Source organism: Rhodococcus oryzae, from assembly GCF_005049235.1.
GTDB lineage: Bacteria > Actinomycetota > Actinomycetes > Mycobacteriales > Mycobacteriaceae > Rhodococcus_G > Rhodococcus_G oryzae.
Window position 1 is genome coordinate 666465 of record NZ_SUMD01000001.1, and the last position, 14500, is coordinate 680964.

The 14500-nt window shown below is 70.2% G+C and carries 15 protein-coding genes; 7 read left to right on the plus strand and 8 right to left on the minus strand.

What is annotated here, in order from left to right:
* Position 1 precedes the first annotated feature (1 nt).
* Complete coding sequence (locus FCG67_RS03020; RefSeq protein WP_246044761.1) at positions 2–2323, minus strand: arylsulfatase; 2322 nt, start codon at positions 2321–2323, stop codon at positions 2–4.
* A gap of 267 nt (positions 2324–2590) precedes the next feature.
* On the opposite strand from FCG67_RS03020, the gene FCG67_RS03025 reads away from it, so the two are divergent.
* On the plus strand, positions 2591–3055 hold the full coding sequence (locus FCG67_RS03025) for a tRNA (cytidine(34)-2'-O)-methyltransferase (protein ID WP_097210650.1): 465 nt from the start codon (positions 2591–2593) through the stop codon (positions 3053–3055).
* On the opposite strand, the gene FCG67_RS03030 is transcribed toward FCG67_RS03025, so the two are convergent.
* From FCG67_RS03030 to FCG67_RS03040, 3 genes are read right to left on the minus strand one after another with little or no spacing between them, the layout of a single operon-like run.
* Positions 3052–3837, minus strand: coding sequence for a class I SAM-dependent methyltransferase (locus FCG67_RS03030; RefSeq protein ID WP_136906948.1), 786 nt, complete (start codon positions 3835–3837; stop codon positions 3052–3054). The two genes, FCG67_RS03025 and FCG67_RS03030, sit on opposite strands and share 4 nt — an antisense overlap.
* Before the next feature lie 3 nt (positions 3838–3840).
* Positions 3841–4077 carry a DUF167 domain-containing protein gene (locus tag FCG67_RS03035; RefSeq protein WP_136906951.1) on the minus strand — a complete coding sequence of 79 codons (237 nt, stop codon included), beginning with the start codon at positions 4075–4077 and terminating at the stop codon, positions 3841–3843.
* Between the two features lie 8 nt (positions 4078–4085).
* Positions 4086–4973 carry a LysR family transcriptional regulator gene (locus FCG67_RS03040; RefSeq protein ID WP_077040915.1) on the minus strand — a complete coding sequence of 296 codons (888 nt, stop codon included), beginning with the start codon at positions 4971–4973 and terminating at the stop codon, positions 4086–4088.
* 91 nt (positions 4974–5064) lie between these two features.
* Here FCG67_RS03040 and FCG67_RS03045 point away from each other — a divergent pair, with 91 nt between their 5' ends.
* Positions 5065–6153 carry a TDT family transporter gene (locus FCG67_RS03045; RefSeq protein ID WP_136906953.1) on the plus strand — a complete coding sequence of 363 codons (1089 nt, stop codon included), beginning with the start codon at positions 5065–5067 and terminating at the stop codon, positions 6151–6153.
* Between the two features lie 18 nt (positions 6154–6171).
* On the opposite strand, the gene FCG67_RS03050 is transcribed toward FCG67_RS03045, so the two are convergent.
* Both FCG67_RS03050 and FCG67_RS03055 read right to left on the minus strand, forming a co-directional pair.
* A complete protein-coding gene (locus tag FCG67_RS03050) occupies positions 6172–7308 on the minus strand; it encodes a hypothetical protein (RefSeq protein ID WP_246044762.1) in 1137 nt (378 codons plus the stop codon).
* A gap of 192 nt (positions 7309–7500) precedes the next feature.
* Positions 7501–7770, minus strand: a complete 270-nt coding sequence (locus FCG67_RS03055; RefSeq protein ID WP_027501746.1) for a metal-sensitive transcriptional regulator — start codon at positions 7768–7770, stop codon at positions 7501–7503.
* A 194-nt stretch (positions 7771–7964) separates the two neighbouring features.
* On the opposite strand from FCG67_RS03055, the gene FCG67_RS03060 reads away from it, so the two are divergent.
* The 5 genes from FCG67_RS03060 to FCG67_RS03080 all read left to right on the plus strand — a co-directional run bounded on the left by FCG67_RS03060 (position 7965) and on the right by FCG67_RS03080 (position 11847).
* Positions 7965–8693 (plus strand): TenA family protein, encoded by a 729-nt coding sequence (locus FCG67_RS03060; RefSeq protein ID WP_136906955.1) that lies wholly within the window; start codon positions 7965–7967, stop codon positions 8691–8693.
* Complete coding sequence (locus tag FCG67_RS03065; protein ID WP_425467785.1) at positions 8690–9712, plus strand: ABC transporter substrate-binding protein; 1023 nt, start codon at positions 8690–8692, stop codon at positions 9710–9712. The genes FCG67_RS03060 and FCG67_RS03065 overlap by 4 nt, the downstream gene beginning before the upstream one ends.
* Positions 9690–10460, plus strand: coding sequence for an ABC transporter permease (locus tag FCG67_RS03070; protein WP_136906957.1), 771 nt, complete (start codon positions 9690–9692; stop codon positions 10458–10460). Before FCG67_RS03065 ends, FCG67_RS03070 begins: the two co-directional genes overlap by 23 nt.
* Complete coding sequence (locus tag FCG67_RS03075) at positions 10453–11292, plus strand: ABC transporter ATP-binding protein (RefSeq protein WP_211243091.1); 840 nt, start codon at positions 10453–10455, stop codon at positions 11290–11292. The genes FCG67_RS03070 and FCG67_RS03075 overlap by 8 nt, the downstream gene beginning before the upstream one ends.
* A gap of 93 nt (positions 11293–11385) precedes the next feature.
* A complete protein-coding gene (locus FCG67_RS03080) occupies positions 11386–11847 on the plus strand; it encodes a hypothetical protein (RefSeq protein ID WP_136906959.1) in 462 nt (153 codons plus the stop codon).
* A 76-nt stretch (positions 11848–11923) separates the two neighbouring features.
* On the opposite strand, the gene FCG67_RS03085 is transcribed toward FCG67_RS03080, so the two are convergent.
* On the minus strand, positions 11924–13561 hold the full coding sequence (locus tag FCG67_RS03085) for an FAD-dependent oxidoreductase (RefSeq protein WP_136906961.1): 1638 nt from the start codon (positions 13559–13561) through the stop codon (positions 11924–11926).
* 89 nt (positions 13562–13650) lie between these two features.
* A complete protein-coding gene (locus FCG67_RS03090) occupies positions 13651–14481 on the minus strand; it encodes a DUF4349 domain-containing protein (RefSeq protein ID WP_136906963.1) in 831 nt (276 codons plus the stop codon).
* Positions 14482–14500 lie beyond the last annotated feature (19 nt).

Below are 14500 nucleotides of genomic sequence, written 5' to 3' on the forward strand. Positions count from 1 at the left end.
ATCACGTGTATTGGACCAGCATTTTCTCGATGTGGCCAGTGAACGGGAACGGGGCCCTGTCGTAATAGTCCAGAGACACCGGTGAACCGAGGCAGGAGCCGACGTCGAGGCATTCGTTGGCAGTGAAGACCAATGGCACGCTGATCGGAACGACGCCGTCGGCGACCTGTTCGCCGTCGACGCAGACGGTGACCTGCAGCGGCCCACCAGGCCGGGACTCGGTGTATTCAGTGATCAGTTCGATGGTCTTGCGGCCACCGGTCAGTGGTGTCGCCGCCCGGATCTTCGTGCGCATCAGGATGAACAGGTTGTACTCATAGCAGAGGTAGCCGTCGTCGAGATAGCAGGTCAGTCCGCCGCCGGCGCCCCCGAGCGCGTAGAGGACACCATTCGCCTGGTCCGGGATGCTGACCTCGAGGGTGACGCGGTTGTTCTTGTTGCCCAACGCGGGGGCACAGAACTCGGGCATCCGAGTGATGGGCCCGGGGAACTCCCACCGGGTGTAGGGCGGGGTGATGCGTTGGTCCGGGTGCAGGACCGGCACCCACAGTCCGCCGCCGATCGGGAGTGCGTGGTTCTTCGCCGCTTCGATCGCGAACATCTCCTTCAGCTGGGCGAGTTTGCCTGGGTGTTGCGCGGCGAGGTCGTGGTTCTGGGTGAAGTCGTCGTCGAGGTGGTAGAGCTCCCACACGTCGTCGTCGGGGGTCCAGTCGGTGATGCCGGGCGGCAGGCCGGGCAGCCACGGCACTCGCGGGCCGAACGCCGATGCCATCCAGCCGTCGAAGTAGATGGCGCGGCTGCCCATGACCTCGAAGTACTGGGTGCGTTTGCCGCCGGGCGCGTCGCGGTCGAGGAGGGTCTCCGCGAAACCGGCTCCGTCGAGGGGATCCTGCGGGAATCCGTCCACCACCCGGGGCGGGGCGATCCCGACGATGTCGTAGATGGTGGGGACGATGTCGTTGCAATGCAGGAAGCGGTCGCGCGGCACCGGGTCGGGGGTGATGTTCGCCGGCCAGCGGACCGCCATCGGGTTGCGGGTGCCGCCGAGGTGTGAGGCAAGCAGCTTCAGTCCCTTGAACGGTGTGCTGCCCGCCCAGGCCCAGGCGGCGTGGTACTGATTCTCGGTCTTCGGGGACCCCAGCGCGTCGAGTCCGCCGAGGTGGTCGAGCGCGGCGATGTGCTGCGCCGCGGTGGTGGGGATGCCGTTCTGGGCGATCAGTTCGCAGATGGTCCCGTTCTGTCCCTCGCCGGAGGATCCGTTGTCGCCCCATATGTAGAAGATCAGGGTGTTCCCGCCATAGCCGAGCCGGTCCACCTCATCGACGAGGCGACCGACCTGGACGTCGCAGTGTTCGGCGAACCCCGCCGCGACCTCCATCAGCCGCCGCTGGAACGGTTTCTCATCGTCGGGGATGTCGTCCCATCCCGCCATGTCCGGGTGCCGTTCGGTCAACTCCGCCTCGGGTGGGATCCATCCCTTGTCCTTGGCCCGCGCGAAGACCCGCTGCCGGTAGGCGTCCCAGCCGTCGTCGAACTTGCCCGCGTACCTGTCGGCCCAGTCCTTCATGATGTGGTGCGGACCGTGGAGGCAGCCGCTCGCCCAGTACAGGAAGAACGGCTTGTCGGCGTCGAACGCCTTGTGCTTGCGCAGCCAGTCGATCGCGTCGTCGGCAAGGTCCGCGCTCAGGTGGTAGCCCTGCGCGGGGGTCTTCGGGGGCGCGACGAGAGTTGTGTTGCGGACCAGATTGGGTTCGTACTGGGAAGCCTCCCCTGCGAGAAAGCCGTAGAAGTAGTCGAAGCCCACCCCGGTGGGCCAGTTGTCGAACGGACCAGCGGCGGTGGTCTCCTCCGCGGGGGTGTTGTGCCATTTGCCGAACGCGGCGGTGCTGTAACCGTAATGCCGCAGGACCGTCGCGGCGGTGGCGCTGGAGCGCGGAATGTGTCCGGAATAGCCGTCCCAGTCGTTGGCCAACTCGGCGATCTGGCCGTTGCCGACGCGGTGGTGATTGCGGCCGGTCAGCAGGGACGCCCTCGTCGGCGAGCACATCGCCGTCGTGTGGAATCGGTTGTAGGACACCCCCTCCGCGCAGATCCGGCTCAGGGTGTCGGTGCGGACCTCGCCACCAAAGGTGTCCGGCAGTCCGGGTCCGGCGTCGTCTATCAAGACGATCAGCACGTTGGGTGCCTCTTCGGGCAGTCGGCGCACCTTCGGTCGTGGCCGATATGTCGATTCCTGCATCGTGCGTCCGGCGATGCTGCCGGGTGGGGGTGGTGGGAACGGCAGCGTGTCGCCACCGGGGATTGGATCGGCGATGATGCCCATCGTTATGCCTTCCGAAGGCCTACCAAGATCGCCGCCGTGACCCAGCCGGCAGCGCCGTCTGACACAAACAATCACAGCACGAATCGGTCCATCCCGCGATCATCGATTCCGACGGAAGCACCTCGCCTGCGTGTCCCGAGTTCCGGCCGTTGACGGACCCCGGCGCTGGAGCGCCTCCGGGTATCTACATCAATGACAACCGCCGTGCTCCCATGGGCCATCCCGGGTCTGTGAACGGCCCGCGACCTCCGGTGGCAAGCTGATGCGGTGTTCCGACTGATGTTCCACGAGCCTCGCATCCCACCCAATACCGGCAACGCGATCCGACTTGTCGCGGGCACCGGGTGCGAGCTGCACCTGGTCGGTCCGCTCGGTTTCGACCTGTCCGAGCCGAAGCTGCGCCGGGCGGGCCTGGACTACCACGACCTGGCCTCGGTGACCGTGCACGAGAACCTCGAGGCGGCGTGGGCCGCGCTGGCACCCGAGCGGGTGTACGCGTTCACCGCGCACGGGCAGACCTCGTTCGCGGACGTGGAGTACCAACCGGGCGACGTGCTGCTGTTCGGCCCCGAGCCGACCGGGCTGTCGGCAGAGGTGCTCGCCGACCCGCACGTCACCGCCCAACTGCGGATCCCGATGGTCCCGGGCAGGCGCTCGCTCAACCTGTCCAATGCCGCGGCCGTCGTCGTGTACGAGGCCTGGCGCCAGCACGGCTTCGCGGGCGGGAGCTAGCGGGGCGCGGTCGCCACGGCGAACGCCACCCGCATCTGGGTGAACCGGAACAGGCCGGGACCGCCCGAGACCTCCTCGTACGCGCGCACCACGTCGTCGACGAACCGCGGCACCCGGTCTTCGTCCAGCCGGGCGGTCCACGCCGCGAAACCCACCGCGCACCAACGGGAGAACTCGTCCCGCGATCCGAAGTCCCAGTCGAGATCCGAGGTCCGCAGGTCGGTCACGACGAGGCCGGCCGACGCGGCCAGCTCCGGATAGACGGCCGGGTCCACGTGGGTGAACGGCGCCTCGAACTCGGCGAACGACGCGGCCCACGCCTGCTCCCGGCACACGCGCATGGCCACCGACTCGAGGCTCGGCCGCTCGCTCGCACACACCATCTGGATGATCCCTCGCGCGCTGGGGTGCGCGGCGCGGGCGATGCCGGCCAGCGCCCGGCGCTGCTCGCTCACCCAGTGCAGCGCGTTGAACGAGACAACGACGTCGAACTCGTCCTCGAACGGCAGCTCGCGCGCGTCCGCGACGAGGAAGGTCGCGGACGCCCCGTCGGGCACCGGCCTGGACCGGGCCTTGTCGATCATTTTCGCCGAGACGTCGACACCGACCACCGACCCCCGCGGCAACCGACTGGCCAGGGCGAGCGTGATGAACCCGTCGCCGCACCCGACATCGAGCAGGCGCTCGGTGCCGGTCAGCTCGAGACCGGACAGCGACCTCTCGGCCAGCGTCCGCTGCAGGCCACTGACCTCTGCGTACCCCTCACCGTCCCATTCGGACACGGGTCAATCCTGCACCTCGAAGCGCTTGTGGCGGGAGGTTTGCCCGGATATCAGCCGCACCGACCTCTTCGACAGGCCCAGATGCGCGGCGAGCAACTCCTCCGCCGCCTTGTTGGCCTTGCCCTCCACCGCAGGTGCGCGCACGTACAGCAGCAGGGTGCCGTCCTCGAGGACCTCGACCAGCGGCCCCTTCTTGCTGTTCGGCTTGATCTGTGCGGCGACGATGCGGGGTCCGGACACCGGCGCCCTCACCCAGCAGCGATGTCGAGGAAGTCGCGCGCGGGCCCGCGCAGGCCACGATCAGCCGACCACACCGCGAGCAGCCGGCGCGGCAGGCGAAGGCCCTGCACCTCGACGGAGACCAGCCGTCCGTCCGTCAGGTCCGCCGCCACTGCCAGCGAGGACACCACGGCGGGCGCGTTGCCCGCGACGACGGCGGCCTTGACCGCCGTGCACGAGGTGAGCTCGAGCAGCGGGTCCACGCACCCCGGCACGGCATTCTCGAGCGTGTTCCTTGTCCCCGAACCGAACTCGCGCTGGATCAACGGTGTCCTGGCGAGTTCGATCGGGGTGATGGGCGCCGCGCTCGCCCACGGGTGCCCGGGCGGGACCACCACCACCAACTCGTCGCGCGCCACCTCCCGCGCATGGAGTCCGGCCGGCACGTCCGGCCCCTCCACGAAGCCGAGGTCCGCCTCCCCCGCCAGCACCTGGGCCGCGACGTCGGTCGAGTTCAGCAGCCGCACCGAGGTCACCACGGTCGGGTTCTTGCGCCGCATGGTCACCGTCCAGCCCGGCACCAGGTACTCGGCGATCGTCATGCTCGCCGCCACCGTCAGGTTGGCCTCGCGCTCGCCGCGCAGCGCCGAGATCCCCGACGCCAGCTCCTCGGCTGCGGCGAGCGTGCCCGCCGCCCACTCCAGCACGAGCCCGCCCTCATAGGTCGGGGTGACGCCGGTGGTGGCACGGTCGAACACCCTGATCCCGAGCAGCCGTTCGGCCGAGCGGATCCGGGCGCTGACGGCCTGTTGGCTGAGTCCGTGTTCGCGACCCGCTGCCCCCATGCTGCCGAGCCGGGCGACGGAGACCAGGACGTCGAGGGCGGCGAGTTCGGGGACGCGCGGGGACAACGGCATATCAACAGGATAGGCCGCCACAACCTGAGGTTGTGACAGGCCAACCACAAGCCGTCTACCGGCGCCGACGTCCGGACGGCAGTCTTTAATCATGCTCACGACCGCCCCCGCCCCCGCGACAACCGCCCGCCGCAGCCCCGCGTTGGCACACCTGACGCCGAACTGGTTCGCCGTGGTGATGGGCACCGGGATCATCGCGGTGGGCGCGGCCTCGCTCCCGGTCGATCTGCCGGGGCGCGACTCGATCGCGCGGGCGTTCTGGGTGCTGGCGACCGCCGCGTTGCTGCTGCTCTCGGTCGCGTTCGCGGCCCACTGGGTGCGCCATCGCGAGCAGGCACTCGGCTACGCCCGCAACCCGGCGATGGCACCCTTCTACGGCGCACTGCCGATGGCCGTGCTGACCGTCGGCGCGGGCACCGCGGCCGTCGGCACCGAGATCTTCGGCCCGTCCGCCATCGTGGTCGGCGCGGTCCTGTGGGCGCTCGGCACCGTGGCCGGGGTTGCTGCGGCCGTCATCGTGCCGCCTCGCATGTTGTCCGGCGGCACTCCCGGTCCCGTGTGGCTGATGCCGGTGGTGCCCCCGATGGTGTCCGCCACCACCGGAGCCGCGCTCATCCCCCACCTGCCGGAGGGCCAGGCCCGGCTCGCCATGCTGATCGGCTGCTACGCCCTGTTCGCGATGGCGCTGACCGCGGCCATCGTGACAATGGCGGTGGTGATCCGGCATCTCGCCCGCACCGGACTACCCGCCGTGCAGGCCATCCCGACGATGTGGATCCCGCTGGGCATCATCGGGCAGTCGATCGCCGCCGCGAACCTGCTCGGACGGGTCTCCGACACCACGGTCTCGTCCGGCGCGGCCGCCGGGCTCCGCGCGTTCGGCGTCGCCTACGGCACCGCGATGGCGGGTGTCGGCGTGCTGGTCCTCGGCTACGCGTGCCTGCTCACCGCACGGGCCGCAGGTCGCGGGCTCCGCTTCTCGATGAGCTGGTGGAGCTTCACCTTCCCACTCGGTGCCTGCGCCGTCGGCGCGGGAGCGCTGGGGATCGCAACCGATTCCGTTGCCGTCCAGTGGTTTTCCGTGGCCCTGCTCGCATCGCTGCTCGCCATCTGGGCCGTGGTCGCCGCGAACACCGCGCGCGGGGTGTGGACGAGGGCACTGTTCGTCCCCGTCCCCTGAGCCCGTCGCGCGCCGCCGTCAGAGCAGGAACACCAGCACCGCGCCGATCAGGGCGACCGCCGCGATGAGCGCGAGCGCGCCGGCCAGCAGGAGCGGCCTGCCCCCTCCCGAGGGGGCGTCGGTATCGGGGTCGTCTTCCGGATCGACGTCCGCGTCGACGTCCCGAACGGCCTGGATCGCCCCGACCGCGGACGCGGTGAGCAGGCTCGACCGTTCGTGGGCGTCGGTCACCTCGCGCACCTCGCGCACCGAACCCGGGATCGCGCTGATCACCTCGGTGACGTCATACGACGGCGGCAGGCCGATCCGTCGGATCGCCATCGCCGGTGTCTGGAATCCGGCGGCCAGGATCGCCGCGCCCAGCGCGGCGGCCTGCTCGGGGCCCGGGCCCACCACGCTGTGCACCCCGAGCCGGTCGGTCAGCGCGGTCGCGACGCCCTTCATGGCCACCGTGTCCCGCGCCACCAGTCCGTCCCCGGTCACGATCACGGCGTCGAGGTTCGAGGGCAACCAGCCGAAGGCGCCGAGCGCGGTGGAGAGCTGCGCGGTCGGCGACGTCCCGCTACCCGCGGGGAACCGGAAGGAGCGACCGACCAGGACACCCGAGCGCACCAGGCTCACGGTCGTTCCCGCGTCGTCCGCGTGATACGTCCCGATCAGCTGGCCCGGTGTCTCCGCGACCTCGGATTCGAACCAGGCACACGTCGCTTCCGCGTCGGACACCAGCGTGATCTGCGGCATGCCGCCGTAGTCGAGCGATTCCCGGAGGTCCGCCACGGACTCGGAATCCCAGTTGGACGGGTAGGTCGCCCAGACGTGCGGCGTGCCGCCGTCCCGACCACCGTGGTCCGGCAGCGGCTCACATTCATGCAACAGGCTGCTGATCGCCGTCGCGACCACGTCCTCCGCCCGATACCGGGTGCCGTCGCTCGCCGCGACCCCCTCGGGGTCGCCGACCCTCGACAGGAACCCGGACAGCGTGTGCTCCGTCCCACCGTCCTGCCCGACACCGCCGAGCACGGTGCTCCCGTCGGAGCCAACATGCAGCACCGTGTCGCGGACGATGACTATGGGGTCCGGGGTTCCCACGCCGTTCGACGCGATCACCGTGTGCGACACGATGCTGCCCACCCTGAGCCCAATTCCCACGGACACGCCAACACCTCATTCGGTATGAACAGATCACCGCCCGCGCGCCGAATCATTCAGCGCGCGGCCGGGTTACATCTTGCTATGCCGACGTTCAGGTGGGCGTGCGACACGACGGCAAGAGCGCCCGGTTCCCATTTTTTGCGATGCCCTTGCGGGTGTTCGGGGTCCGCGGACCGCCGGTGCCGCGGCCCGGCGTCAGGCCAACGCCAGGAAGAGCTTCTCGAGCTCCGCCTCGGTCATCGGCTCCTGGTTGTCCCGGTTGGTTCCGGACAGGCAATCGCGTAGGCCGGTCGCGACGATCTTGAAACCGGCGCGGTCCAACGCACGCGAGACCGCGGCGAGCTGGGTCACCACGTCCTTGCAGTCGCGGCCGCTCTCGATCATCGAGATGACGCCCGCCAGTTGGCCCTGCGCGCGCCGCAGCCTGTTGAGCACCAACGCGATGCTCTCCTCGTCACCCGTCATTGCGCCACTCCCTGTTCTCACGTCCGGATCCGTCGACTCCGATGGTACCCGCCGGGGTATGTGATCGCGGGCGGGTGCGGCCCTGGCCTGCGCAGATGCTAATGTCGCCGTGTTGAGACACGGGGTGCTCCGCAAGTCGCGGGGCTGAGAGCAGACCCGAGAACCTGGCCAGGTAATGCTGACGAAGGGATGTCATGGCTTCGCATACGCCCACCACGGGCGGCCCCACTAGCGGGGGCACCGACCGCTTCACCGAACACCTGTGGGATCACACCAAGGCGCTGCGCGTCGCGATCGATGAGCTGGAGTTCCTCCACCGTCTCGGCGACGGCAGCCTGCCGCTGGACGTCTTCCGCTTCTACGTCGAGCAGGACTCGCTGTACCTGAGCGGGTACGCCAAGGCGCTGGCCATTCTCGCGTCGCGGGCACCCGACCCGGCGTCCGCCGCCTTCTGGGCCACCTCCGCCGCCAGCGCGGCCGTGGTCGAGACCTCACTGCACGAGGACCTGCTGTCGGGCGGGGTGCTGCCGCCCGCCGAGCAGAAAGCCCGGCACTCCCCGACCTGCCTCGGCTACGTCTCGTACCTGATCGCGGCCGCGGCAACCGAGCCGTACCCGGTCGCGGCGGCGGCGATCCTGCCGTGCTTCTGGATCTACGCCGAGGTCGGGCGCGACCTGGCCGCGAGCGCGGCGAAGGTGCTGGCCGCCGATCCCGGACATCCGTACGCGCAGTGGGTGTCCACCTACGACGCCGAGGAGTTCCAGACCTCCGCGGCGACCGCCCGCACCCTGGTCGACGCGGCCGCGGCCGCCGCCACCCCGGGCGAGCGCGAGGCGATGGTCGAGGCGTTCACCGTCGCGACGCGGTACGAACTCCTGTTCTGGGACACCGCGCTCCACCCGCAGCCCTGGCCCGCGCCGTGAGCGCCCGGATCCGCCGCGCGCTCGCGGGCGCCGTCGTCGCGCTGTCCTCGCTGTCATTGCTCACCGCGTGTGGCTCCGACACCGACTCCGGGGAGACCATCCGGTTCGCCCTCGACTGGACGCCGAACACCAACCACACCGGGCTCTTCGTGGCGGAGCAGCAGGGGTACTTCGCCGACGCCGGACTGGACGTGGAGGTGTTGCCGTACAACAACACCGCGGTCGACACCCTCGTCGACGCGGGCAACGCCGAGTTCGGGATCAGCACCCACGACGCGTCGACGTTCTCCCGGGCCTCCGGCGCGCACACCATCTCGGTCCTGGCACCGCTGCAGCACTGGGCGACCGCGATCGGCGTCCGCGCCGACCGGGCCGACATCGTCAGCCCCAAGGACCTCGACGGCAAGACCTATGCCGGGTTCGGCGATCCGGGCGAGAACGAGACGCTGCGCCAGGTGATCCGAAACGACGGCGGCACCGGCGATTTCAACTCGGTCACCCTCGGCACGTCCGCATACGAGGCCGTCTACTCCGGCAAGGCCGACTTCACCGTCTCCTACTTCGCGTGGGAGGGCATCGAGGCCGAGCATGCGGGCACCCCGATGCGGTACTTCCGCTACACCGACTACGGGTTCCCCGACGCCTACGCCATCGTGATCGACGGCAACGAGGACTGGCTCGCATCGCACCCCGAGCAGGCAGGCAAGTTCGTTCAGGCGCTGCAGCGGGGCTACCAGTTCGCCGCGGACAACCCGGACGAGGCCGCGAAGATGCTCATCGAGGCCAACCCGGGCGCCTTCAACGACGAGTCACTGGTGATCGAGAGCCAGCGGATGCTCGCCTCGCAGTACATGAAGGACACGACCGGGAAGGTCGGCACCCAGACCCTGCCGCAATGGGCAGGCAACTCCGGATTCCTCTACCAGCACGGACTGCTCGCCGGCCCGGACGGCAACACCTTGACCACCGAACCCGACTGGTCGACGTACTTCACCGATGACTACCTCGGCCCTTCGTAGACTGACCCCCGCCCTGGTGGTGGTGGCGGCGCTTGTCGTCGCCTGGCAGATCTATGTCGACGTCAGTGGGATCCGTCCGCAACTGCTGCCGTCACCGGTGCGCGTCGCGCAGCAGGGATGGGGGCATCGCGAGGAGATCGCCGTGCACGCGGGCGCCACGCTGACGGTGACCCTGATCGGGTTCTCGGTGTCGCTGGTCCTGGCGTGGGCGCTGGCGATCCTGGTGGATTTCTCGCCGTGGCTGCGCCGCGCGTTCGTGCCGTTGTTCGTGGCCTCGCAGACGCTGCCGATCATCGCGATCGCCCCCCTGATGATCATCTGGTTCGGGTTCGGGCTGCTGCCGAAGGTCCTGGTGATCGCCCTGGCCACCTTCTTCCCGATGGCGATCGGGCTGATCGAGGGCTTCGCCTCGACCGAACGGGAGGCAGGCGCGCTGCTGCGCAGCATGCGTGCCTCGCGTTGGCAGGTGTTCCGGTACGTCCGGCTGCCGTCCGCGCTGCCGCGGTTCTTCACCGCGCTGCGGATCGGCATCACCTACGCCGTCGTCGGGGCGGTGTTCGCCGAGTACGTCGGGGCCAGCAAGGGACTCGGCATCTACATGAGCCTGCAGAAGAACTCGTTCCGCACCGACCTGGTGCTGGCGGCGGTGCTGGTCACCGCCGTCATCAGCATCGCCCTGTACCTGCTCACCTTCGCGGTCGAGCGGGTCGTCGCCCCGTGGTCCCGGATGGAGCACGGCCGTGGGTGAGGCACGGGGATCGAGGATCGCGCTCGAGGGGATCACCAAGTCGTATCCGCTGCCCGGGCGCGGCGGCGGCGCCGCCCGTCGACACGGCACCGGTTCCCGCCTCGTGCTGGACCGGGTGTCATTCGACGCCGCCCCCGGCGAGTTCGTCTCCGTCATCGGCCCGAGCGGCTGCGGCAAGAGCACGGTGTTCAACATCCTCGCCGGGCTGGACTCGCCGGACTCGGGCCGGGTGCTCGTCGGCGACGAGGCCTCGTCGGGAACCCCGCACAGCGCGTACATGCCGCAGAAGGACCTGCTGTTCCCGTGGCGAACGATCCTCGACAACACCGCGCTCGGGCTCGAGGTGCAGGGGATCGACAAGCGGGAGGCCAGGCGCCGCGCCCGCGAGCTGTTCCCGATCTTCGGCCTGTCCGGGTTCGAGGACGCCCGCCCGTTCCAACTGTCGGGCGGGATGCGCCAACGCGCCGCGATGCTGCGCACGGTCGTCCAGGACCGCGAGCTGCTGCTGCTCGACGAGCCGTTCGGTGCGCTCGATTCGCTGACCCGCACCGAGATGCAGGACTGGCTGCAGCAGGTGTGGCAGCAGTACCGGTGGATGGTCCTGATGATCACGCACGACATCCGTGAGGCGGTCTACCTCTCCGACCGGGTGATCGTGCTGTCGGCCCGGCCCGCAACCGTGCGCCGGGAGGTGCGGGTGGACCTGCCGCGACCCCGGGAGCTGTCCGTCGTCACCTCGCCCGAATTCGTCGCTGTGGAGCAGGAGCTGCTGGAGGTGCTGCACGAGGAGTCGCGCCGCGCGCTCGCCGAGCAGGAGTCGGCGCCTCGGTGACCCGCGGACCTGGCGCCACCGACGCGCTGCGGCCACACTGGAGTTGAATCCCGGGTCGACGACGGGCCGGGGCGATACCGCAGGAGAATTGCCATGGGTAGCAGGGGACCGTTCGGCATCGATCCGGAAGACATCGAGCGCATCGCCCGCGAGGCCAGTGCGGGACTGCGCGACGCGGCCGAGAAGTTCGGCAGGTTCCTCGACGATGCAGGCATCCCGTACTCGCACTCGTTCAATGTAGGGACCAGCACGTCGTGGCCCCGGCCGAAACCGGAGACCACGGGCGACGCCGGCGACGGCGTGTGGGCGATCTACACCGTCGACGAGGACGGGTCCGCCCGGGTCGACCAGGTGTTCGCCACGGAGCTCGAGGCGCTGCGGACACACAAGAACAACACCGATCCGCGGCGGCTGGTGCGATTCCTGCCGTACGGGGTGACGGTGAGTGTGCTGGACGAGAACGCCGACGCCGACGACACCCCGGACGCGGCGCGCGCCGATTACACCGAGCCGGAGGTCGGCGGCGACACCGGAGCATTCCCCGCCGACAGCTGACGAGCCGACCGCGTCATCGCCGAGCCGATTCGTCGGCGAACCCGGCCGCGGCCAACTGGCCGACGATCTGGTCGACCTAGGCGAACTGGTCGACCCGAACCTGCCCGGCCCGCCAGGTGCGGTAACCGCCATCCAGGTTGCGCACGCTGCGTCCGAGCTGACGCAGCAGCTGGGTCGCCGTGTGGCCGCGCTGGCCGACCTGGCAGACCGCGATCAGCTGGCCCTCCGGCAATTCGGCTGCGCGCGACCGCAACTGGTCGAGCTCGATGTTGACCGCACCGGGGATCGAGCCCAGGGCGAACTCGGCCGGGGTGCGCACGTCCACCAGCACCGCACCGGCCTCGGCCAGCGCGGGCAGCTCGTGCCACTGCACGGTGGCGGTGGTGCCGGTGCGCAGGTTGTCGGCGACGTAGCCGAGCATGTTCACCGGGTCCTTCGCCGAACCGAACTGCGGCGCGTAGGCCAGTTCGAGGTCCGCCAGGTCCGCGGCGGTGAGGCCGCCGACCATGGCGGTGGCGATCACGTCGATGCGCTTGTCCACGCCGTCACCGCCGACGCCCTGGGCGCCGAGGATCGCGTCGGTGTCCGGGTCGACGAGCAGCTTGAGCGACATGCCCTGCGCGCCCGGGTAGTAGCCGGCGTGCGACTGCGGGTGCGTGTGGATGGCCCGATACCCGCGGCCTGCCGCGCGCAGCCGCTTCTCGTTCCAGCCCACCGCGGCAACCATCAGCGAGAACACCCCGACGATCGCGGTGCCGACGACGGGGCGCGCCCGCACCGGCCTGCCCGCGATCACGTCCGCGACCAGCCGGCCCTGCCGGTTCGCGGGGTTCGCCAGCGGGACCAGCCCGGCGCCGCCGGTGAGCGCGTCGGTCTTCTCGACCGCATCGCCGACCGCGTAGACCCCCGCCGCGGAGGTGCGCATGCTCGCGTCGACCACGATGCCGCCGCGGGGTCCGACCTCGATGCCGGCGCCGACCGCCAGCGCGGTCTCCGGCCGCACCCCGATCGCCATCACGACGATGTCGGCCGGGACCAGCCGGCCGTCGGCGAGGGTCACGGTGTCCGCGCCGATTCCGGTCACCTGGGTGCCGAGCTCGAGCCGGACACCGTTGCCGCGCAGCTCATCCGCGACCGGCGACGCCATCTCGGGATCGAGCGGGGCCAGCACCTGGTCGGCCAGCTCGACGACGGTGACCTCGAGTCCACGGTGTCGCAGGTTCTCGGCGAGTTCGACGCCGATGAATCCGGCCCCGACGATCACCGCGGTGCGGGCGTCGGCGTCGAGTGCGCCGACCAGCCGGTCCACGTCCTCGACGTCGCGCAGGACCAGCGCACGCCCGACCCCCTCGATGTCGGGGACGATGGGGCTCGCGCCGGGGCTGAGCACCAGCGAGTCGTACGACTCCACGGTCTCGTCGCCGGTCCGCAGCTCGCGGACGGTGACGGTCCCGGCGGCGGGGTCGACGGCGACCACCTCGGTGCGCACCCGGACGTCGAGGCGGAACCGGGCGGCGAGGCTCTCCGGGGTCTGCAGCAGCAGCGCCTCCCTGTCCTCGATGACCCCACCGGCGTAGTAGGGCAGCCCGCAGTTCGCGAACGACACGTGCGCACCGCGCTCGAAGACGACGATCTCCGCCTCCTCGTCCAGGCGACGCAACCTGGTCGCGGCGGACATACCTCCGGCGACCCCACCCACGATGACGACCTTCACGGCGACTCCTCTCAGTCGAGTCCTACTATACCCCCTAGGGTATCTGAAGGGCCCGTGGCCGTGACCGGTCACACCCCGGGACGCCGAGGTCAGCGCCTGCGGACCAGCCGCACGACGGCGTACCCGACGAGGACGACCAGCGCGCCGAAGCCCACCCAGGGGACGGCCCGGCCGAGGAAGACGATCAGTCCGTGCAGCGCGGACAGCAGCGCGTGCCACCCGGCGACGACGCCGTCCCAGAAGCTGTCCGGGTCCGCGCTGTCCGGCCCGTCGGTGGTGATGTCGATCGAGATCGTCGCGAGCTCGACCTGGTCGGCCAGCGCGCGCCGCTGCGCGACGAGGCTGTCGAGTTCCGCCTGCCGCTCCGAGAGCGCGTTCTCGGCTTCGATCAGATCCGCGGTGTTCGCGGCGGTCGCGATCAGCCCCTGCAGCCGCGTGACCGAGGCCTGCAGCGCACCGATACGCGCGTCGAGATCCTGGGTCTGCATGGTGACATCGCTCTTGCTGACGCTCACCCCGGTCACCTCACCGAGGTCCGAGATCTCGTCGAGGGTGGCGGTGAGGCGGTCCGCCGGGATCCGAACCGTCAGCGAACTGCTCGGCTCGGTGTCGTCGGTCCGCGGCCGCTCGGTCCGGTCGTCGACCCGTCCGCCCGCGTCCTCGACGATGCGCACGACGGTGCGGCCGGCGTCGATGGGGTCTGTCGCGATGAGCGAGACCGTGCCGGTGGTGACCTCCTGACGTTCGGCGAGGCCCTCCGCGGGCGCCGGGGCGAGCTTCGCGTCGGGTGCGATGCCCGCGTCGGCACCGGCCGTGAGCGACGACTGCGACTCGGACTGCGACTGCTCGGGTTCGCCGCCACTGCACCCCGCCAACAACGCAGTCAGGATCAGGATCGTGGCGAGCGCGGGTGCCTTCATACCGGGATGCTAGGCCGGT

Bases quoted from the DNA above. Each gene is read 5' to 3' on its own strand.
- FCG67_RS03020 (WP_246044761.1), bottom strand. From the start codon at position 2,323: ATGGGCATCATCGCCGATCCAATCCCCGGTGGCGACACGCTGCCGTTC.
- FCG67_RS03040 (WP_077040915.1), bottom strand. From the start codon at position 4,973: ATGCCGTTGTCCCCGCGCGTCCCCGAACTCGCCGCCCTCGACGTCCTG.
- FCG67_RS03045 (WP_136906953.1), top strand. From the start codon at position 5,065: ATGCTCACGACCGCCCCCGCCCCCGCGACAACCGCCCGCCGCAGCCCC.
- FCG67_RS03055 (WP_027501746.1), bottom strand. From the start codon at position 7,770: ATGACGGGTGACGAGGAGAGCATCGCGTTGGTGCTCAACAGGCTGCGG.
- FCG67_RS03060 (WP_136906955.1), top strand. From the start codon at position 7,965: ATGGCTTCGCATACGCCCACCACGGGCGGCCCCACTAGCGGGGGCACC.
- FCG67_RS03070 (WP_136906957.1), top strand. From the start codon at position 9,690: ATGACTACCTCGGCCCTTCGTAGACTGACCCCCGCCCTGGTGGTGGTG.
- FCG67_RS03080 (WP_136906959.1), top strand. From the start codon at position 11,386: ATGGGTAGCAGGGGACCGTTCGGCATCGATCCGGAAGACATCGAGCGC.
- FCG67_RS03090 (WP_136906963.1), bottom strand. From the start codon at position 14,481: ATGAAGGCACCCGCGCTCGCCACGATCCTGATCCTGACTGCGTTGTTG.